The 20,037-nt window shown below is 57.0% G+C and carries 19 protein-coding genes; 13 read left to right on the forward strand and 6 right to left on the reverse strand.

Translation table 11 applies throughout. The annotated features are described in order from the left end of the window. The first annotated feature begins 132 nt into the window (after positions 1-132). Entirely contained in the window at positions 133-753 is a 621-nt protein-coding gene (gene rpsD / locus ACR0BU_RS03755) for a 30S ribosomal protein S4 (RefSeq protein WP_120631987.1), read from the forward strand. Between the two features lie 74 nt (positions 754-827). Here the strand turns inward: rpsD and ACR0BU_RS03760 are convergent, their stop codons facing one another. Beyond that, positions 828-1,109, reverse strand: a complete 282-nt coding sequence (locus tag ACR0BU_RS03760) for a DUF1330 domain-containing protein (RefSeq protein ID WP_299077370.1) — start codon at positions 1,107-1,109, stop codon at positions 828-830. A 66-nt stretch (positions 1,110-1,175) separates the two neighbouring features. Between ACR0BU_RS03760 and ACR0BU_RS03765 the strand changes: the two genes are divergently transcribed. Then, a complete protein-coding gene (locus tag ACR0BU_RS03765) occupies positions 1,176-2,078 on the forward strand; it encodes a LysR family transcriptional regulator (RefSeq protein ID WP_480736162.1) in 903 nt (300 codons plus the stop codon). Here the strand turns inward: ACR0BU_RS03765 and ACR0BU_RS03770 are convergent, their stop codons facing one another. Then, a complete protein-coding gene (locus ACR0BU_RS03770) occupies positions 2,079-2,540 on the reverse strand; it encodes an Lrp/AsnC family transcriptional regulator (RefSeq protein WP_480736161.1) in 462 nt (153 codons plus the stop codon). Positions 2,541-2,642: 102 nt separating this feature from the next. Between ACR0BU_RS03770 and ACR0BU_RS03775 the strand changes: the two genes are divergently transcribed. The 4 genes from ACR0BU_RS03775 (at position 2,643) to ACR0BU_RS03790 (ending at position 6,982) form a co-directional block, all read left to right on the forward strand. Continuing rightward, positions 2,643-4,058, forward strand: coding sequence for an aminotransferase class V-fold PLP-dependent enzyme (locus ACR0BU_RS03775; RefSeq protein ID WP_480736160.1), 1,416 nt, complete (start codon positions 2,643-2,645; stop codon positions 4,056-4,058). 64 nt (positions 4,059-4,122) lie between these two features. Further along, positions 4,123-5,208 carry a histidinol-phosphate transaminase gene (hisC, locus tag ACR0BU_RS03780; protein WP_480736159.1) on the forward strand — a complete coding sequence of 362 codons (1,086 nt, stop codon included), beginning with the start codon at positions 4,123-4,125 and terminating at the stop codon, positions 5,206-5,208. Continuing rightward, on the forward strand, positions 5,205-6,122 hold the full coding sequence (locus ACR0BU_RS03785; protein WP_480736157.1) for a prephenate/arogenate dehydrogenase family protein: 918 nt from the start codon (positions 5,205-5,207) through the stop codon (positions 6,120-6,122). Before hisC ends, ACR0BU_RS03785 begins: the two co-directional genes overlap by 4 nt. Continuing rightward, positions 6,122-6,982, forward strand: a complete 861-nt coding sequence (locus tag ACR0BU_RS03790; protein ID WP_480736155.1) for an extensin-like domain-containing protein — start codon at positions 6,122-6,124, stop codon at positions 6,980-6,982. The genes ACR0BU_RS03785 and ACR0BU_RS03790 overlap by 1 nt, the downstream gene beginning before the upstream one ends. On the opposite strand, the gene ACR0BU_RS03795 is transcribed toward ACR0BU_RS03790, so the two are convergent. Continuing rightward, a complete protein-coding gene (locus ACR0BU_RS03795) occupies positions 6,979-7,986 on the reverse strand; it encodes a DUF2125 domain-containing protein (protein WP_480736154.1) in 1,008 nt (335 codons plus the stop codon). The two genes, ACR0BU_RS03790 and ACR0BU_RS03795, sit on opposite strands and share 4 nt — an antisense overlap. Before the next feature lie 61 nt (positions 7,987-8,047). On the opposite strand from ACR0BU_RS03795, the gene ACR0BU_RS03800 reads away from it, so the two are divergent. The 3 genes from ACR0BU_RS03800 (at position 8,048) to ACR0BU_RS03810 (ending at position 11,572) form a co-directional block, all read left to right on the forward strand. After that, positions 8,048-8,578 carry a gamma-glutamylcyclotransferase gene (locus ACR0BU_RS03800; protein ID WP_480736153.1) on the forward strand — a complete coding sequence of 177 codons (531 nt, stop codon included), beginning with the start codon at positions 8,048-8,050 and terminating at the stop codon, positions 8,576-8,578. 69 nt (positions 8,579-8,647) lie between these two features. After that, positions 8,648-9,826 (forward strand): biopolymer transporter ExbB, encoded by a 1,179-nt coding sequence (locus ACR0BU_RS03805; RefSeq protein WP_298933923.1) that lies wholly within the window; start codon positions 8,648-8,650, stop codon positions 9,824-9,826. A 3-nt stretch (positions 9,827-9,829) separates the two neighbouring features. Then, a complete protein-coding gene (locus ACR0BU_RS03810; protein WP_480736152.1) occupies positions 9,830-11,572 on the forward strand; it encodes a peptidoglycan -binding protein in 1,743 nt (580 codons plus the stop codon). A 26-nt stretch (positions 11,573-11,598) separates the two neighbouring features. On the opposite strand, the gene ACR0BU_RS03815 is transcribed toward ACR0BU_RS03810, so the two are convergent. From ACR0BU_RS03815 to gloB, 3 genes are all read right to left on the reverse strand, one after another. After that, positions 11,599-12,489, reverse strand: a complete 891-nt coding sequence (locus ACR0BU_RS03815) for a YHYH protein (RefSeq protein ID WP_299886529.1) — start codon at positions 12,487-12,489, stop codon at positions 11,599-11,601. Between the two features lie 163 nt (positions 12,490-12,652). Beyond that, on the reverse strand, positions 12,653-14,977 hold the full coding sequence (gene clpA, locus ACR0BU_RS03820) for an ATP-dependent Clp protease ATP-binding subunit ClpA (protein ID WP_298933916.1): 2,325 nt from the start codon (positions 14,975-14,977) through the stop codon (positions 12,653-12,655). 172 nt (positions 14,978-15,149) lie between these two features. Then, entirely contained in the window at positions 15,150-15,917 is a 768-nt protein-coding gene (gloB, locus tag ACR0BU_RS03825; RefSeq protein ID WP_480736151.1) for a hydroxyacylglutathione hydrolase, read from the reverse strand. Positions 15,918-15,978: 61 nt separating this feature from the next. Here gloB and ACR0BU_RS03830 point away from each other — a divergent pair, with 61 nt between their 5' ends. The 4 genes from ACR0BU_RS03830 to ACR0BU_RS03845 all read left to right on the forward strand — a co-directional run bounded on the left by ACR0BU_RS03830 (position 15,979) and on the right by ACR0BU_RS03845 (position 20,017). Continuing rightward, positions 15,979-16,713 (forward strand): class I SAM-dependent methyltransferase, encoded by a 735-nt coding sequence (locus tag ACR0BU_RS03830; protein ID WP_298934067.1) that lies wholly within the window; start codon positions 15,979-15,981, stop codon positions 16,711-16,713. A 313-nt stretch (positions 16,714-17,026) separates the two neighbouring features. After that, positions 17,027-17,587 carry a F0F1 ATP synthase subunit delta gene (locus tag ACR0BU_RS03835; protein ID WP_299886519.1) on the forward strand — a complete coding sequence of 187 codons (561 nt, stop codon included), beginning with the start codon at positions 17,027-17,029 and terminating at the stop codon, positions 17,585-17,587. Further along, entirely contained in the window at positions 17,588-19,126 is a 1,539-nt protein-coding gene (gene atpA, locus ACR0BU_RS03840; RefSeq protein ID WP_298933910.1) for a F0F1 ATP synthase subunit alpha, read from the forward strand. A gap of 15 nt (positions 19,127-19,141) precedes the next feature. Beyond that, on the forward strand, positions 19,142-20,017 hold the full coding sequence (locus ACR0BU_RS03845; RefSeq protein WP_298933908.1) for a F0F1 ATP synthase subunit gamma: 876 nt from the start codon (positions 19,142-19,144) through the stop codon (positions 20,015-20,017). Positions 20,018-20,037 lie beyond the last annotated feature (20 nt).

Raw genomic sequence — 20,037 nt, forward strand, 5'->3', positions numbered from 1 at the left:
GCAGATATAAGCGCCGCTTCATTGGTGTTGGTGGCCCCTGCAAGGGGATGCCTGTCATGAGGGAAACCTCAAGAGGACAACGCCCTTCATAGTTGCCCATTCGGGCTTCGATCAAAACGAAGGAGATCAGCCGTGACCAAACGCACGTCTGCCAAGCACAAAATTGACCGCCGGATGGGTGAAAACATCTGGGGTCGCCCGAAATCCCCAGTCAACCGTCGCGAATACGGACCCGGCCAGCATGGCCAGCGCCGCAAGGGCAAACTGTCAGATTTCGGCATTCAGTTGCGCGCCAAGCAGAAGCTGAAAGGCTACTACGGCGACCTGACTGAAAAGCAATTCCGCCGCATCTACGGCGAAGCCGAGCGTGTGAAGGGTGACACTGGTGAAAACCTGATCGGCCTGTTGGAGCGCCGTCTGGACGCTGTCGTTTACCGCGCCAAATTCGTTGCGACCGTATTTGCGGCTCGTCAGTTCGTGAACCACGGCCACGTCAAAGTAAACGGCAAGCGGGTCAACATCCCCAGCTACCGTGTCAAAGAAGGCGACGTGATCGAAGTGCGGGACAAGTCCAAGCAACTGGCTGTTGTTTTGGAAGCTGCGGCTCTGGCTGAGCGTGACGTGCCTGACTATATCGACGCCGACCATTCGAAAATGACCGCAACTTTCGTCCGCGCGCCGGGCCTGGGTGACGTGCCGTATCCGGTTGTCATGGAACCGAACCTGGTCGTTGAATTCTACGCGAAGAACTAATCTTCGCCGAACCAGTCTGAGTTCAGAGCCGCGCCTTCGAGCGCGGCTCTTTCTTTTTTAAGTACGAATCCGCGTCAGCCCAGCAGAGTGATATCTGATGCGCCAATGCTGTGGCGCAAGGCATGGATTTCAGTCAGTTCGGGATCGTTGATCCAACCAAGCGCGGCCTCCCGGTCTGGAAAAGACAATAGTGCTGCGACGTCCGGCAAATCCGGCGTCCCATCCAGTGGCGTCGGTTCGGCTGTGGCTGTTTCAACCTTGCCACCATGTTGTGCTAGCGCAGCGCCAGCTTTTTCGCGATACGCCGCCAGCGCGCCGGGGTCTTTTACCGTCAATTTCGCAAATGCGTAGATCATGTTCTCAGCTCCTTGGTTGTGCTGAACCAAGTTAGGCGCAGCGCGCTCGAGCAAAAACGCGTGTAAATGCATCTTAGATATGCGAAAACGCATATCATGTTGGCGCATTGGGATGATTATCGAGCGGTATTGGAAGTCGTGCGCGCACGCTCGTTGTCGTCAGCCTCTGACCGGCTTGGGATAAACTATACCACCGTTGCGCGGCGGATCGCGCGGGTCGAAGCGGTCGTTGGCCAAGCTCTGTTCGAGCGTCTGGCTGATGGATATCGCCCAACGGAAGCTGGACTGACAGTGGCCGAGCACGCGGCACATATGGAAAGCGCAGAACTTGCAATGCGCCGCGGGCTTTCAGGGCAGGACACTCGGCTTGAGGGGGCTATGACCCTGACCGCTCCGCAGCTGTTGATCGCTCATGTTCTGGCCCCGGTACTGGATGCATTTAACAGGAAACATCCGGCGATCGACCTGAAAGTACGGGCTGACAATGAGATGCTGGATCTGAACCGGCGAGAGGCTGATATTGCCATCCGTATCAGCCGCAATCCTGGCGACAGCCTCAAAGGGTTGCGCCTGACCGGGCAACACACTGCCAGCTTCGCGACCCAAGCCTGGGTGGAACGCATCAAAGCGGAGCCGCGGGGTGTCGTCGATTGGCTGGTGTATGAGAGATATTCGGAACTGCCGGCTACCGTGCGTCAATCTCTTCCAGGATCGCGAATTCGAATGCGATTTGACGATATGGTCGCATTGTCCGCCGCGGCGCAGGCTGGATTGGGCGTTGTCAGGATGCCGATGTTTTTGGGTCGGTCGCTGCCGGGTTTGGTGCAGATCCCGGGTGTGCCGCCTCAGCCCTACGCCGATATCTGGGTGGTGGCACATCCTGACGTCTGGCCCTCTGCCAAACTTGAAGCCTTCCGATCGATTGCCGTGCCTCATTTTCGCAAGCTGCGGTCGTTATTTCTGAAGTGATTAGATCGGCAGGGGCCGATTTTCAGCGATTGCTTCCATTGCGAAATACGACGTCACGCTGTCCAGTTCGACTTTTTCGATCAGTCGTTGATAGACCTTGTCGTAGCTGGCCATGTCCTGCGTCACCACTTTGAGTTGATAGTCGTAATCTCCACCGATCCGATGAAAATCCACGACCTCGGGGATCGTCAGTACATGACTGCGGAACGCTTGCAGCCAGTCGGCTGAATGGTGTCGTGTTCGCAGCATTACAAAGACCACAAGGGTCAACCCAAGTTTCTCGCGCGCGATCCGCGCATTTGATCCCAGCAACACCCCGTCATCATTCAGGGCCTTTAGCCGACGCCAGCACGCATTTTGAGACAGGCCGACCCGATCAGCCAATTCTCGTTGCGACAGTGTTGCTTCCTTTTGCAGCTCTCGAAGGATGCGCGTATCAATATGATCTAATTTTGAGTTCATATCTGATCATACGACACAAAATTTCGAACGTATACGCAGAAATTGACGAAGTTTCTGCGATCCAGGCCAATCATATTGGTTCTACAGTAAGGAGCCCATGCTATGACCCTGACCAATTTTCGTGCGGAAATCCAATCCACCACTCACAATTCCAGTCTGCGCGATGGGTTGATCGGAGAGAATGTCCTGATCCCGGGTCTGCATGGGGACGTGCCGCTTGTATATGCGGACTACGTCGCCTCGGGCCGCGCGTTGCGGCAGGTTGAAGATTTCGTAGCCGCGCATGTTTTGCCGTTCTATGCCAACAGCCACACCGAGGCCTCTTACTGCGGTTCGTATATGACGCGGCTTCGGCGCGAGGCGCGCGCAGAAATAGCCCGCATTGTTGGCGCACGGGAAGAAGATGCGGTGATATTTGCTGGATCTGGTGCCACTGCTGGGCTCAATCGGTTGGTCAGTCTGCTGGGAGTGCAGGAGGCTGACCAACCGATTGTTTTGATCGGTCCATACGAACACCACTCGAACATCCTGCCATGGCGCGAAAGCAAAGCGCAGGTGATAGAAATACCCGAGGCATCTGGCGGAGGTATTGATTTGCAGGTGTTAGAAGACACCTTGAGTGCAAATTCAGGCGCGGATCTGGTGATCGGGTCGTTTTCGGCCGCATCGAACGTGACTGGGATCATCACCGATCCCGACCCGGTGACACGGCTGCTGAAAGCGCATGGCGCGCTGGCCGTCTGGGATTATGCTGGTGGCGGTCCGTATTTGCCGATGGATATGGGGCCACATGATGCCCGTAAGGATGCAATCGTTGTGTCCCCTCATAAATTTCCAGGCGGGCCGGGTGCATCCGGCGTGCTGGTCGTAGACCGGTCTGTCGTTCAACGCACATGCCCCAGCTGGCCGGGCGGTGGGACCGTTAGCTTCGTCTCGCCCTGGCGGCACGATTACAGCGAAGATCTGTCTGCGCGGGAAGAGGCCGGAACGCCCAATGTCATTGGCGATATTCGTGCGGCACTTGCCTTTATTGTCAAAGACGTGGTTGGCACGGACGAGATCGCCAGGCGCGAAGCTTTGTACAACCGCATGGCGCTGGACGGCTGGAAGGACAATCCGAACCTGACTTTGCTGGGAACGGACAACCCGCATCGCTTGCCGATTTATTCTTTCCTTGTCCGTGACAATGCCGGACAGCCGGTGCATCAACAACTGTTCACACGGATGCTCAGCGATATCTACGGCATTCAGGCACGGGGAGGATGCGCCTGCGCGGGACCTTATGCCCACCGCCTTTTGGACATTGACCAGGCGACCTCGGAAAGATTGCACGCCGAGTTGTCGGCCGGGGAGGAAATGAAGAAACCCGGTTGGGTGCGGCTGAACTTCTCGTATTTGATGAGCGAGGAAACGGTCCAATTCATCATCGACAGTGTCAATGAGCTGTCGCACCGGACCGAAGAGTACGTGCCGTCTTACAATGCTGATCCGGCGACGGCCCGCTTCAAGGCCGCCTGACGGAATTGCCGCTTTTCTCAACGCCTTGAGACAGGTATGAGGGGCTCAATCAACGGAGCCTCTCATGACCCAAATTACCCCTCAACCCGGCATTATGGACATTGCGCTGTATCAGGGCGGCCAATCGCATGTTGCGGGGGTGGAACAGGTTATCAAGCTGAGTTCCAACGAAAACCCGTTCGGCCCCAGTCCCAAGGCGATTGAAGCCGCTCGCGACAGCGCGGCCACATTACATCGTTATCCCAACACAGACCACGCGAGCCTGCGCGCGGCCATCGGTGATGTGCACGGGCTTGACCCGGCACAGGTCATCTGCGGTGTCGGCAGCGACGAAGTGCTGCAATTTGTAGCCCAGGCCTATGCGGGACCGGGGGACGAGGTCATCTATACCGAGCACGGGTTTTCGATGTACCCAATCATCGCGCGTATGGCGAGCGCGACACCGGTTATGGTGGCTGAGCGCGACCGAAAGGTCGATGTCGATGCTATTTTGGATGCGGTGACGCCACAGACAAAAATCGTTTTTGTAACCAACCCCGGTAACCCGACTTCGACCATGATTTCCGAAGCAGAATTGGGGCGTCTGGCCCAGGGTTTGCCTGACCATTGCCTGATGGTGCTCGACGGTGCTTATACGGAATTCGTCGACGGGTTTGATGGCGGTGCGTCATTGGTTGACCGCTTTGAGAACGTGATCATGACGCGGACCTTTTCCAAAGTGTATGGCTTGGGCGGTATGCGGGTGGGTTGGGGATATGCGCGGAAGCCGATTATCGATGTGCTGAACCGGGTACGCCAGCCATTCAACCTGTCGCTGACCGCGCTTGCTGCAGCCGAAGCTGCGATTAACGATACCGAGTTCCTAGAGTTCTGCAAATCTGAGAACGCGCGCCTTAGGGTTTGGATGGCGGATGAACTGGCGAAGATTGGCGTGCCCTCTGATCCATCCAGCACCAATTTCATTCTCGCGCGCTTTGCAGATCAGGCCGAGGCCGAGGCTTGTGACGACCACTTCAAAACGCAGGGTTTGATCGTGCGACGTGTTGCGGGTTACAACCTGCCAAGCGCTTTACGGATCACTGTGGGCGATGAAGAGGCCTGTCGCCGTGTTGTCGCGGCTGTCACTGCGTTCAAAGGGGGCGCTGCATGAGCCAGATTTATGACCGCGTGGCGCTGATTGGTTTGGGCTTGATTGCTTCGTCCATGTACTGGGCGATCAAACGCGCAGGCCTTGCGAACGAGGTTACAGGCTTTGCCCGGTCCACGGCGACCCGGGACACCGCCCGCCGCATTGGGCTGTGCGACCGGGTATGCGACACTGCGCAGGAAGCTGTCCAGGGTGCCGATCTGGTTGTTCTATGCGTACCCGTGGGGGCAATGGCCGCAGTTGCGAAAGACATCGCGCCGGTTCTGAAGCCAGGCGCAACAGTGTCAGATGTAGGGTCTGTAAAGCGCCACGTCATAAAATCTGTGGCTCCGCACATCCCCGAAGGCGTGCATTTTATCCCGGCCCACCCGTTGGCGGGGACGGAACATTCGGGTCCGGAATCCGGCTTTGCCGAATTGTTCGACAACCGTTGGAGTTTGCTGGTTCCAGTCGATGGGTCCGACCCGGACGCCATCGTCCGATTGCGCGCGTTTTGGGAAGGTTTGGGATCAAACGTCGATGAGATGGACGCCGACCATCATGATCTCGTTTTGGCCGTGACCTCTCATGCGCCACACTTGATTGCTTACACGATGGTGGGTGTGGCCGATGATCTGCGGCGGGTGACCGATAGCGAGGTCATCAAGTACTCGGCAGCGGGCTTTCGTGATTTCACCCGTATTGCTGCCTCTGATCCGACCATGTGGCGCGATGTGTTTCTAACCAACAAGGACGCAACACTAGAGATCCTGGGGCGTTTCACCGAGGAGTTGTTTGCGTTGCAACGGGCAATTCGAACCGGCGACGGTGAGCAATTGTTTGACTATTTCACCCGTACCCGCGCCATTCGGCGCGGTATCATCGACGCGGGTCAGGATACCGATGCGCCGGATTTCGGTCGCGGAAAGGCAAGCTGATGAGAGTTTTGGGGGGAAGACTACTAATCGGAGTTGCAGTCATCTGGGCCTCAGCGCCTCAGGCGATGCCATTGGAACAGTCGTTGATACCGGTCGCACGACCGGCGATCTATTCAGGCGGAGCATCAATTGTCCCCGTCGCCGTCCAGAGCGCGTCGGTCCAAGTGATCGCCATCCCCAAATTGCGCCCTGAATTGCGACCAGCCTCGCCGCAGGTAGCGGCCTTTACCGCGCGGCCGTCGGATTTGCCCTTGTTGGCACCCGACACATCTCTGATGCCGTACATGCGGCCCAAGTCGCTGGAACAAGAGGTGCTGTTCAAGAAACGGAAATTGCGTAAGAGCTCGGTGTGTGGCGACATCGCTATTCAAGGCAAAGCCGTTGGAAGGGTTCCGGGGAAAATCAAGGCGTGCGGAGTTAAGGACGCTGTTCAGATCACCTCGATCTCGGGTGTGAAGCTAAGCCGCCCGTCGACAATGGATTGCGGAACGGCAATTGCGCTGAACAAGTGGGTGGATAAGTCAGTCAAGCCAACCTTCAAGCGGCGGGGTCCGGTCGTCCAGTTGCAGGTGGCTGCACATTATGCGTGTCGCACCCGCAACAACCGCAAAGGCGCCCGTGTTTCCGAGCATGGCAAAGGGCGCGCCATAGATATCTCGGGTTTTGTGATGGCAGATGGCGAAGTGGTGAGCGTGTATCAGGGATGGCGTAAGAACCCATCCCAAAAACAACTCAAGAAAGTCTGGCGCGGCGCGTGCGGACCCTTTGGTACTGTGTTGGGGCCGAACTCAGATCATTACCACCGCGACCATTTCCATCTGGACACAGCACGCTATCGCAGCGGTCCATACTGCCGCTAGCGCAGGATCAGGCGAGGGGCAGGCCCAAGTGGCAGCGGCCCCAACGCGACGAATCCATCGCGAAAGTTCAGCTGCAGATCCAGCGCATTGGGGTTGCCACCCAAGCCGGCCAGAAAATTCAGGGCGCGCGTCACTGGGTCAACGGCCTGATCGGGCAGGGCGCCCGCAGCATTCGCCATTGCGATCATATCGCGCCAGTTCTCTGCTTTGATCGCGATCTCGCCAGTTGGGATACCCTGGGTGTCGACATCAAGCTCTCCGGCCGCAAACAATCTTAACTCGCCCCACTTGATTTCAGCCAGATTCAGATCGATTTGCGTCGGCTGCGGGCGGCTCTGCTCTAGCGCGGAGCGGTCCCATGGCTTGTCGAACGTGGCGACCATATCCAACTCCAGCGTATCGAACGCCTGCGGTAGCGATGCGGCTGATTTCATCAGGTTGCGCAGGTCATCCCCGGGCGTGAAGCCGTCCACTTTCCCCGAAATCATATAGGCCTCGGGAACGGCCGTTTGCTCCATGATAAGCCCGAGTGTGCTTCCGGCGGCCAGCGTTTCTGTGTCTTCGGTGATCATCCATGGCCCGGCAGTCAGGGCCATTTTCTCAAGCATCAAGGCAACGCCGGGCTGCAATTGAAGCTCGGCCTGAAGTGCATTTGCCTCAATGGTTGAAGTCTGATCATAGTAGGACAAGCGCTGCGGCGTTTCGGCAAAGCGCAAAACCTGCCGTCCGGGCCAGATTGCGGGGCTTTGGAATTCGATCCAATCCGCGCTCCAGGCCGTGCCGTTCACCGGATCCGCCAGCGCAGGATTGTTCAACCGGGTGAGATGATGCGCGGGATATCCAGCGGTGGCGACATCCGAGAAATCGGCCTGCCAGCCCAGGTCTTGCTGTTGGTCGAACCAGCTTGTGATCGCATTGCGCAGGCCATACCCGGCAACGAACCAGTAGGCGCTCCATGCGAGAGCCGCAAAAATGATCACTCGTATCAGACGGCGCATGCGCATTGGCCCTTTTTCCTGCCTTGGATTTGATGTTTATAGGCCGAAACGGGCAAGGACCAGTGCAATGACGATGTGGGTTTTCGGTTATGGATCTCTGCTGTGGAATCCGGGCTTTCCGGTGGCCCGCAGCGAGCGCGCGACGTTGCACGGTTATGCGCGGTCATTTTGCATGAGCTCGATCCACCACCGCGGGACAGAAGAAAACCCGGGCCTTGTCTTGGCGTTGGACGAACAGGCCGAGGCCCAGTGCAAAGGGTTGGCTCTGGCGGTGGAATCCGGGCACGAAGACCGTACATTGCAAGAACTACGCGAACGCGAATTAATCTCGTCGGCCTATGTTGAACGAATGCTGGATGTTCATCTGGACAATGGCGAGGCTGTGAATGCCGTGACATATGTGATTGATGGCGATCATGTGCAGTATTGCGGCGGTATGCCGTTAGAGGATCAGGCCCAGATCATCGCCCACGCGGTTGGCGGGCGCGGCCCTAACACCGAATATCTGTACAATACAGCCGAACATCTGACCGAGATCGGCTTACACGATCCGGATCTTGAGTGGTTGTCGCAACGGGTGCGCAACCTTACCGCATAAACTCTTGGCGTCACCGGCGTAATTTCGCTAGATTCGGCCCAGAGCAGGCAAATATCGGGAACAACGCGCATGGCGCAGGCACATCAGGGCGCGAGACCCCATTTCTCGCATCCCATTCGGCAGATTGTGATGATGTTGATCGCAATCGGCCTTGCAGGGCTGGGGATATTCATGGCGCTGCCCTATGTGCTGCCGGTGTTTTTCGCGAACCCGTATCTGAACGGGTTTATTCTGTTGGTCTTTGTTATCGGTGTGTTCGCCTGTTTCTATCAGGTCACGCAGCTTATCGGCTCGGTCCGATGGATTGAGGCATTCGTTGGCGGGGTGGTCCGTGAAGACGCCCGCACGCCCCAACTGTTGGCACCGCTGGCGTCGCTTTTGCGGGAACGGGGCGCACGGTCTCAGATCAGTTCAACATCGACACGCTCGATCCTTGATTCCGTGGCGGAACGGGTCGAGGAAGAACGCGAGATTACGCGCTATATCACCAACGTCCTGATCTATCTGGGTCTTTTGGGAACGTTTTTCGGTCTGGCCACGACCGTGCCGGCCATTGTCGACACTATCCGCAGCCTTAATCCGCAAGAGGGCGAAGAAGGGCTGGCCGTATTCAACCGCCTCATGACCGGGCTTGAGGCGCAATTACAGGGTATGGGCGTCGCCTTTGGCTCGTCTTTGCTGGGTCTGGCCGGGTCACTGATTGTGGGCCTTCTTGAAGTGTTTGCCGGGCACGGCCAAAACCGTTTCTACCGTGAGCTGGAAGAATGGCTGTCTGGTATCACCCGCGTCGGATTTGCCTCGGGTGAGGATGGCGGTGCCGAGATTGCTGTGCTGACGCCGGTTCTTGATGCGATGTCAGAACAGATGGATGCGTTGCAGTCGATGTTTATTTCGCAGGAAACTGAGAGGGCAGACGTTTCAGCAAAGCTAAGCCAATTGGTCGATGTAATTGGTGATATGAACTTGCGTCAGGCAGATAGCGAAGGCGTGACTGCCGCGCTGGAACGGATCGCGTTGGGCCAGGACGCGTTGTTGGATCATTTGCGCGATCACGGGTCAGGCGAAGGGATTGATGCCGAAAGCCGCATGCGCTTGCGATCCATGGATGTCCAATTGCTGCGCATTCTGGAAGAGATTTCCGCCGGACGGCAGGAAAGCATGAACGAACTGCGCAAGGATCTTGAACTGTTGGTCAAAGCGATGACCCTGCCGCGCGGCGCGGTGCGCACCGCGCCGGAAGGGGAGTAACCCATGGCGCTCTCCCGCCGTACCGGCCAACGATTCCAAGGCTCTATCTGGCCCGGCTTCGTGGATGCGATGACGGGCTTGCTGATGGTGCTGATCTTCGTGCTGACCATCTTCATGGTGGTACAGTTTGTTCTGCGTGAAACCATCTCGGGGCAAGAAGATGAGTTGACGGCCCTGTCAGATGAAGTGGCTGCGCTAGCGGGCGCGCTTGGTCTGGAAGAACGCGAAAATAGTCGATTGGAAGCTCGACTCGGGGCGCTTACGACGACACTCTCGCAGGCCGAAGGTGACTTGGCGCAAGCGCAGTCACTGATCGCATCACTGACGACCGAGAGGGACCGGCAAGCGGCGGCATTGGATCAGGCACAAACCCGTATCACAGATTTCGAAGCGCAGGTCGCGGCCTTGTTGTCTGATCAGGAACGGGCGTTGGGTGATATTGCTGCTTTGGAAAACCAGCGTGAACAACTACTTAGCGCGCAAGAAGCGCTGAACCTTGCACTTGCCCAAAGCCGGGACGAGATTGACGCACAGGCTGAAGCAGCGCGTTTGGCGGCGTCGCGTCGCGAGGCACTGGAAGCACTGATTGCTGATCTAGAGCAATCCGAAGCGGAACGTGTGGCCCAGATTTCAGAACTGGAACAGAACCTGAGCGACGAAGAAGCGGCCCGCTTGGCGGAAGCTGCAGCTGCGGAAAACCTGCGCAATCGGTTACAGAACGCAGATGCTGAGTTGACGGCCATGACCCTTGCGCTGGAGGCGCAGCGGAAGGAGGCCGAGGAAACCCTGACCTTGTTGGCTGCCGCGCAAGCTGCCAGAGCTGAGCTTGAACGCCAGTTTGGGGAACTGAACAACGAGGAACTGCAAGCGCAGTTGGAGGCCGCTCTTGCGGCGCGGACAAAGGCGCAAGTCGACGCGGATGAGCAAAGATCATTAGCGGATCAACGAGAGGCCCTGCTGGCCGTCGCGCGCGAAACAATTTCGGCAGAGAAGACAATCTCTGCTAAAGCACAACGCGAGGCTGCCTTATTGAACCAACAGATCGCAGCTTTACGAGGACAGTTGGGGTCTTTGCAGGCCCTGCTGGACGACTTCGAAGAGCGCAATGCAGCCTCAGAAGTTCAAATTCAGACATTGGGTCAGGACCTGAACGCGGCATTGGCACGGGCCGCCTCGGAAGAGCGTCGCCGCCGATTGCTGGAAGAGGCCGAGCGTCTTCGACTTGAGGCGGAAGCGGAATCCCTTGCCGGTGAAAATCAGGAGCTGACGGCGCAGGCCGCAGACCTTGAACGCTATCGCTCCGAGTTTTTCGGCAGGTTGCGCGATGTTCTGGGCAATCAGGAGGGCGTCCGGATCGAGGGGGACCGGTTTGTCTTTTCCTCGGAAGTTCTGTTCGATACCGGCTCGGCGGTTTTGTCAGCGGAAGGGCGTCAGGAAGTCGCCAAAGTGGCCAACATCTTGCGTGGTGTGGCGGCCGAAATTCCATCCGGCCTGAACTGGGTCATTCGGGTCGACGGTCATACGGATAACGTGCCTTTGGGCGGTGGTGGTCGATATCGTGACAACTGGGAGCTTAGCCAGGGTCGTGCCTTGTCAGTGGTGCGCTACATGGTCGACGCGCTGGGCATACCGCCGAACCGATTGGCGGCCAACGGGTTCGGCGAGTTCCAACCCGTCAACCCGGCCAACACGCCCGAAGCCAGGGCGCAGAACCGTCGGATCGAACTGAAGCTCACCGAACGATGAAATCGTTGGTTTTCTGAGACTTCAGACTATTGACGCCCAAAACGGAAACTTTTGTCCGGTGTTCCGGCAAAGCACCTTGGGATCACCGGGTAGTTTTCGGTCAGGAAATAGGCATAGGTTCCAGATGGGTATTCGGCTGAAACAGTAAACGCGCCGTTACACTGATCCAATGTCCCGCTGCCCTGAACATAGGCATAGTCCTCGTTGAACGTGCCATCATATCGACCGTCCGGTTGGTTGCCCCCTGGCCGATTGCCGGATTTCAAACGGTAAGATGAGGTCATTTGGATCACCTGGCCGTCAATCACACCAGTCATGGCATAAATCGGATAGCCATCGGCAGCGTACCCAATCAGGGGCGAGTGCTTTACAGGTGACCAGTCATGCAGTTCGATCAATCCGGTCGGGACGCCGTGATAGTGATATTTTCCATTTGGCTGAACATGCGCATAGTTCGCGTCAAGACCCAGAGCAATCGCTCCACCCAAGGCATTGTAAGACCACCCTGAGCGTTGATCCCCGTGCCAGAATTCTGCTGCCAGTGGATCAAACGTCACTCCGGTCAGCGAGACGCCAAAATTCCAACCCATTTGTAACGGTGTTCTGGATCCGGTCGATTTTGGATTTGCCGGAATGTTCAGTTTTACATTCTGAGTGGAAATGCTGTGTGGATTTCCGCGGTTGGGAAACTGCCCAACAAGGTGGTCAGGAATGCCGTTGCCAGTCAGGCGCAGCTTAGATGCCGTTTCTTTGATTTCGGATTGATTGGTGCCTGGGTCGACCGTTGCAGGCACAAGGTTGATCGGTCTGGTTTCGGTTTCGTCATGATAGCGAAACCTATGCTGTGCCGTCGCTACGGCCGCGCTAACAGATGCCAAAATAGCGACACCCCAAATCATGGTTTTTTTCCTGTGCATTCCCAAACTCCTCAGATGACCGTGTACTAGGACTAAACGTATGGAGTTTCAGTTTCCGTCGCGCAGACAAGATACAGTGTCAGATTTGACCCAGACCAAAACGCAAAGCCGCCCGGCGCTGGTCAGCGGCCGGGCGGTTCTTGATAAATTTTGGTCGGTTAGATCAATCTGCCGTCAGCAATGGCGGCTTGTCGCCCGGGATACGCCGCTGATCGGGCCCCAGGATTTCTAGGTCCAGCTCACCTTTCTTGACCGATACCCGCACCACACCGCCTTTGGCCAGCTTCCCGAACAAAAGCTCTTCGGCGAGAGGTTTTTTGATATGCTCTTGAATGACGCGCCCAAGAGGCCGCGCGCCCATCTTGTCATCATATCCTTTGTCGGCCAGCCAGGCAGCCGCCTTGGTCGTCAGATCGATGGTCACACCGCGATCCAGCAATTGCGCTTCAAGCTGCAAGACGAATTTCTCGACCACTTGCAGAATGACCTCTTTCGGCAATGGTGCGAAGGAGATTACGGCATCCAGACGGTTGCGGAATTCCGGCGTGAACATGCGTTCGATCGCTGCGGTATCCTCACCCTCGCGACGATCACGGGCAAAGCCGATGGCGGCCTTGGCCTGTTCCTGCGCACCTGCGTTTGAAGTCATGATCAGGACAACGTTGCGGAAATTCACCGTACGGCCGTTGTGATCGGTCAATTCACCGTGGTCCATCACTTGCAACAGGATGTTGAACACATCCGGGTGCGCCTTTTCGATCTCGTCCAGAAGCAACACACAATGCGGGTGTTGATCGACACCGTCAGTCAGCAGGCCACCCTGATCGAAGCCTACATATCCCGGAGGTGCGCCGATCAGACGGCTGACCGCGTGTTTTTCCATGTACTCGGACATATCAAAGCGCAGCAGTTCGACACCCAAAGTATCGGCCAGTTGCTTTGCGACCTCTGTCTTCCCGACACCAGTTGGTCCCGCGAACAGGTAGTTGCCAATTGGTTTTTCGGGCTCACGCAGACCGGCGCGCGCCAGTTTGATCGCGCTTGAGAGCGCTTCGATGGCCAGATCCTGACCAAACACCACGCGTTTCAGAGATGCTTCCAGGTCTTTCAGAACCTCGGCATCGTCTTTGGTGACGTTCTTCGGCGGAATGCGCGCAATCTTGGCCACCACAGCTTCGATCTCCTTGACGCCGATGGTTTTGCGACGCTTGCTTTCTGCGACCAGATGCTGGGCGGCGCCAGCCTCGTCGATTACATCGATGGCTTTGTCCGGCAATTTGCGATCATTGATGTAGCGCGCAGACAGCTCAACCGCTGTCTTGATTGCATCTGCGGTATATTTGATCTCGTGATGCTTCTCAAAATAGGGCTTGAGGCCGCGCAGAATCTTTACGCTGTCTTCAACCGTAGGCTCGTTTACATCGATCTTCTGGAACCGGCGGGACAGGGCACGGTCTTTCTCAAAGTGCTGACGGAACTCTTTATACGTCGTCGACCCCATGGTCCGCAGCTTGCCGCCCTGAAGCGCAGGCTTCAGCAGGTTCGAGGCATCCATAGCACCGCCTGAGGTGGCGCCAGCGCCAATGACCGTGTGAATCTCATCAATGAACAGCACTGCGTCGGGGTGGTCTTCCAACTCGGTGACCACCGCCTTCAGGCGTTCTTCGAAATCACCGCGATAGCGGGTCCCGGCCAACAGCGCGCCCATGTCGAGCGAATAGATCGTTGTTTCGGAGAGCACGTCGGGTGCTTCGCCCTGTACAATCTTATAGGCCAGACCTTCGGCTATGGCTGTTTTGCCAACACCGGGGTCGCCAACCAGAAGCGGGTTGTTCTTGCGACGGCGGCAAAGCACCTGAATGCAACGTTCCACCTCGTCGGCCCGGCCGATCAAGGGGTCTACATCGCCAGCGCGGGATTTTGCATTCAGATCGACGCAGTATTTTCCCAGTGCGCTTTCTTTCTGTTCTGCCTCGCCGGAACCCGCCTGCGCCTCTTCTTCGACCTGATCCGCACCGGAGACGGACCGGCTTTCGCCATATGCTGGGTCCTTGGCAACACCATGGGCGATGAAATTGACCGCGTCGTAACGGGTCATGTCCTGTTCTTGAAGGAAATAGGCCGCGTTGCTTTCGCGCTCGGCAAAGATCGCAACCAGTACATTTGCTCCGGTAACTTCTGTTCGGCCAGAACTTTGGACATGGATGGCAGCGCGCTGAATAACACGTTGGAAAGCTGCCGTCGGGACGGCTTCGGATCCGTCGATATCCGTGACCAGATTGGACAGGTCCTCATCAATGAACTCGACCAGAGTGCTGCGCAGCTCGTCCAGATCAACGCTGCAAGCTTTCATGACACGGATGGCGTCAGGTTCTTCCAAAAGCGCCAGTAGCAGATGCTCTAGCGTTGCAAATTCGTGGCGCCGCTCATTCGCAGCTGCCAAGGCCGCGTGGATGGCTTGTTCTAATGTGCTCGAGAATGAAGGCACGCGGGTGCTCCTCTGTCTTGGGTCGGAAGGGGCGGGCTTCGGCCGGATCCCCATCCCAACCATGTCCTCATACTATTAGAGTTTGGTTGATCGTGGCCCGGCTTCAAGGGTTTTCTTTCACTTGACAGTCACATTTCCTGTGACCGTGGCCGTGAAGAGGGCGAAATAGGCACTAAAACCTGTCTTTTCTAGACCGGATCTCGGCAAAAACTTTGGCTGGGTCCGAGGTTTCCATGCCTAAATGCGCTTGAATCGCTGGATCTGCCGCCCGCAAGAAGGGATTTGTGGCCTTTTCCAAAGCCAGAATTGAAGGAACAGTGGGTATCCCTGTTGCACGCGCACGATCAATTTCGACTACCCGGTCCTGCAAAGCCAAATTGCCTGGATCGATTGTCAGGGCGAATCTGGCATTGGATTGGGTGTATTCATGCCCCGAACATACCAGCGTGTCGTCGGGCAGGGCGGCTAGTTTGCTTAGAGAGGACCACATTTGAGGGGCAGTGCCTTCAAAAAGACGCCCGCACCCAAGGGCCATCAGGCTGTCGGCTGTAAACACCGCTTTGCTTTTGGGTAGGTAAAAGGCCACATGGCCTACAGTGTGGCCTGAGACGTCCAGAACCTCGACCGGTTCGCCGCCGATTTCAAATCTATCCCCTTCAGCAACCTGCAAGTTCAGGGGCGGCAGGCGGTGGGCATCTGCCGTAGCGCCGACCACTTGTGCCGGATGGGCTTCAAGAATAGCAGCAAGGCCATCTACGTGATCCCAGTGGTGATGGGTCAGAAGAATGTGGCTCAACCGCCAGTTCCGCTCATTCAGCGCGGTAAGAATCGGTTCTGCCTGCGGCGCGTCGACAAGCGCTGTGTCGCCACTGACAGGGTCGTGGGCGAGAAAAGCGTAATTGTCGCTGAGGCACGGGATGGTGACGATCTCAAGAGGCATGGCCTTTTGCCCTTTCGTTGCTAGACTGCACTCAGCTAAGCCGATTGACCAGGTGTCCGCAATGCATCTTGATGTGCAGGATCTGAGGAATTTCTATTACCGCAGCACGTTAGGGCGTGCTGCGCAGGCGGCAATACGTGGCCGCCTGACAGATCTGTGGCCTGAGGCAAAAGGTCAGACTGTTGCTGGTTTTGGGTTTGCGGTGCCGCTACTGCGCCCCTACCTGAAGGAGGCGCGGCGTGTGATCGGCCTCATGCCCGGCCCGCAAGGTGTTATGCCGTGGCCAGCCGGGATGCCGAATGTTTCGGTTCTGACGGAAGAAACGCTCTGGCCCATCGAAACCGGTCATGTGGACAAGTTGGTGGTGATGCACGGGCTGGAAACCTCAGAACGACCTACTCAGCTGTTAGAAGAATGCTGGCGCGTTCTGGGCCCAGGCGGGCGGGCGCTGTTTATTGTGCCGAACCGGGCCGGGTTATGGTCACGATCGGACCGAACCCCGTTCGGCTACGGGCGACCTTATTCGGCCTCACAACTGGAAAACCAGTTAAAGGCCCATCATTTCCTGCCGGGGTCTCATTGTTCCGCCCTGTACATGCCGCCATCCTTCAAGCGCTACTGGCTGAAATCCGGCAGCCTGATCGAAAAAACAGGACAACGATTGCCGACGGTCATGGCAGGTGGCGTCCTGATGGTGGAAGCGACCAAACACATACGACCGCCAGGTGGCAACGTGACCAAAGACACCGAAAAACGACCGATAAAAGCACTCGATGGATTGCTGAAGCCTGCCTGATGAAGCGAGCCTTCATAAGGTCCGTTGAAGGCAAAATCATGAGGGAAAAAAGTCACAGGAATCGCAAAAACCTGCAATTTCGTAACATTTTTCAACTGGTGTGCCTGAACCAAAGGGTCGCACTTGCCTTAAGTGTATGAATTAAAACGTTTTGTGGATAACACTGTGATGGTTATAATATATTGCTAGCTTGGTTCGGCTCTGCTACATCCCCGTTGATTTTGATCCCCGGCCTTTTGGACGGGGTTTCTTCACGCCCCCGGGGTAGCTGCCGCAACGCGAATTCGGGGCCCAAAATATCGGAAGGGTGGACGTGTCCGAACCAGCTTCGATTTCCACAGGCATTGCCATGCGCTATGCCACCGCGATCTTCGAGATCGCCAAAGAGAATAAAGACCTCGCAGGTCTGGAAACCGGCATCAATGATCTGGCAGCAGCTTTGGGCGACAGTGCCGACTTGCGCGACCTGATTGCGTCGCCGCTGGTGTCCCGCGCAGAACAGGAATCAGCCATTACCGCGATTGCCGACAAGATGGGGCTGCATGCCATCCTGCGCAATACGCTGGGCCTGATGGCGCAGAAACGCCGTCTGTTCGTTGTACCGCAACTGGTGAACGTCCTGCGCGACATGCTGGCAGACGAACGCGGCGAAGTGACTGCCGATGTTGCCTCGGCCAAGGCGCTTACCAAGACGCAAATGGAAAAACTTTCCAAGACGCTGTCCGAGCGTGTTGGCAAAAACGTAACAATCAATGCGACCGTTGATGAAAGCCTCATCGGCGGTCTTGTCGTTAAAGTGGGCTCGAAGATGATCGATAGCTCGATCCGGTCGAAGCTCAACTCCCTACAGAATGCAATGAAAGAGGTCGGATAAATGGGAATCCAAGCTGCAGAGATTTCTGCAATCCTAAAGGACCAGATCAAAAGCTTTGGTCAGGAAGCCGAAGTGGCCGAAATTGGTCGCGTGCTGAGCGTCGGTGACGGGATTGCCCGTGTATATGGCCTCGATAACGTTCAGGCCGGTGAAATGGTCGAGTTCCCGGGTGGCATCATGGGGATGGCCCTGAACCTGGAAAGCGACAACGTTGGTGTCGTTATTTTTGGTTCTGACCGTGACATCAAAGAAGGTGACACTGTTAAGCGCACCAACTCGATCGTGGACGTGCCAATCGGCAACGGTCTGTTGGGTCGGGTCGTTGACGGTCTGGGTAACCCGCTGGACGGCAAAGGCCCCATCGAATCCACCGAGCGCGGCGTCGCAGACGTCAAAGCGCCGGGCATCATCCCGCGCAAGTCGGTGCACGAGCCGATGGCAACCGGCCTGAAATCGGTTGACGCGATGATCCCGATTGGCCGTGGCCAGCGAGAACTGATCATTGGTGACCGCCAGACCGGCAAAACCGCTGTTGCTCTGGACGCGATCCTGAACCAGAAGGTCTACAACGAAGCGGCTGGCGACGACGAGTCGAAGAAGCTGTACTGTGTTTACGTTGCTGTTGGGCAAAAGCGTTCGACTGTTGCTCAGTTGGTAAAGAAACTGGAAGAATCCGGTGCGATTGATTACTCGATCGTTGTGGCCGCGACCGCGTCCGATCCGGCGCCGATGCAGTTCCTTGCACCCTACGCGGCGACCGCGATGGCAGAATTCTTCCGTGACAATGGTCGCCACGCGCTGATCATCTATGATGACCTGTCAAAACAGGCTGTATCTTATCGTCAGATGTCGCTGCTGCTGCGCCGTCCGCCCGGACGTGAAGCCTATCCTGGTGACGTTTTCTACCTTCACTCCCGCCTGCTGGAACGCTCGGCGAAGCTGAACGAAGACTTCGGTGCGGGCTCGTTGACCGCTCTGCCGGTTATCGAAACCCAAGGTGGTGACGTTTCGGCGTTTATTCCAACCAACGTGATCTCGATCACCGACGGTCAGATCTTCCTTGAAACCGAACTGTTCTACCAGGGTATCCGCCCCGCTGTGAACACCGGTCTGTCGGTTTCGCGTGTGGGCTCCTCGGCTCAGACCAACTCGATGAAGTCGGTTGCCGGTCCGGTTAAGCTGGAGCTGGCTCAGTACCGCGAAATGGCTGCGTTTGCGCAGTTCGGTTCCGACCTCGACGCCGCGACCCAGCAGCTGCTGAACCGTGGTGCGCGCCTGACCGAGCTGATGAAACAGCCGCAGTACTCGCCGTTGACCAACGCCGAGATCGTCTGCGTTATCTTCGCCGGTACCAACGGCTACCTCGACAAGATCGACGTGTCCGATGTTGGCCGTTACGAAGCTGGCTTGCTGGCGCATCTGCGCGGCAAGCACGCCGACTTGCTCCAGTGGATCACCGACGAAGATCCCAAGATCAAGGGCGATGCTTCCGACAAGATCAAGGCTGCGATTGACGAATACGCCGCAACCTTCGCTTAAGGGAGAGGCGGGCATATGCCAAATCTTAAGGATCTTAAAAACAGGATCGAGTCGGTCAAGTCGACCCGCAAGATCACCAAGGCCATGCAAATGGTCGCGGCTGCAAAACTGCGCCGCGCCCAGGAATCTGCCGAAGCCTCGCGCCCCTATGCTGCACGGTTCAATGCCGTGATGGCGGGGCTGGCGGCATCGGTCGGGGGCAGCGACAGCGCCCCCAAGCTGCTCCGTGGGACGGGCAGTGATGATGTCCATCTGCTCGTCGTCATGACAGCTGAGCGCGGCCTGTGTGGCGGCTTCAACTCGAACATCGCCAAGCTGGCCCGCGCCAAAGCCTATGAGCTGCAAGCAAAGGGCAAGACGGTCAAAATTCTGACGGTCGGCAAGAAAGGTCGCGACGCGATCAAACGCGAATATGGCGATCTGTTCGTGGGCCATGTCGATCTGAGCGAGGTTAAGCGTCTGGGCTACACCAACGCGCAGGACATCGCAAAGGACGTCCTGTCTCGTTTCGACGGGGGTGAGTTCGACGTTGCCACGATCTTCTATTCGAAGTTCGTCAACGTTGTGACGCAGATCCCTACGGCACAGCAGATCATCCCTGCCTCGTTCGAGGATATCGAGGGTGACGACAGCGGCGCGGTGTTCGATTACGAGCCCAGCGAAGAAGCCATTCTGGCTGATTTGCTGCCTAAGGGGGTTGCGACTGCGATCTTCTCAGGCTTGCTCGAAAACGGGGCCTCGGAACAGGGTGCACGGATGTCTGCAATGGACAACGCGACACGCAACGCGGGTGAAATGATCGACAAGCTGACGATCCAGTTCAACCGTTCGCGTCAGGCCGTGATCACCAACGAGCTGATTGAAATCATTTCCGGCGCTGAGGCGCTGTAGAGACAAACCGGAGACGAAAC

Source organism: Ruegeria sp. CK2 (genome assembly GCF_056536585.1).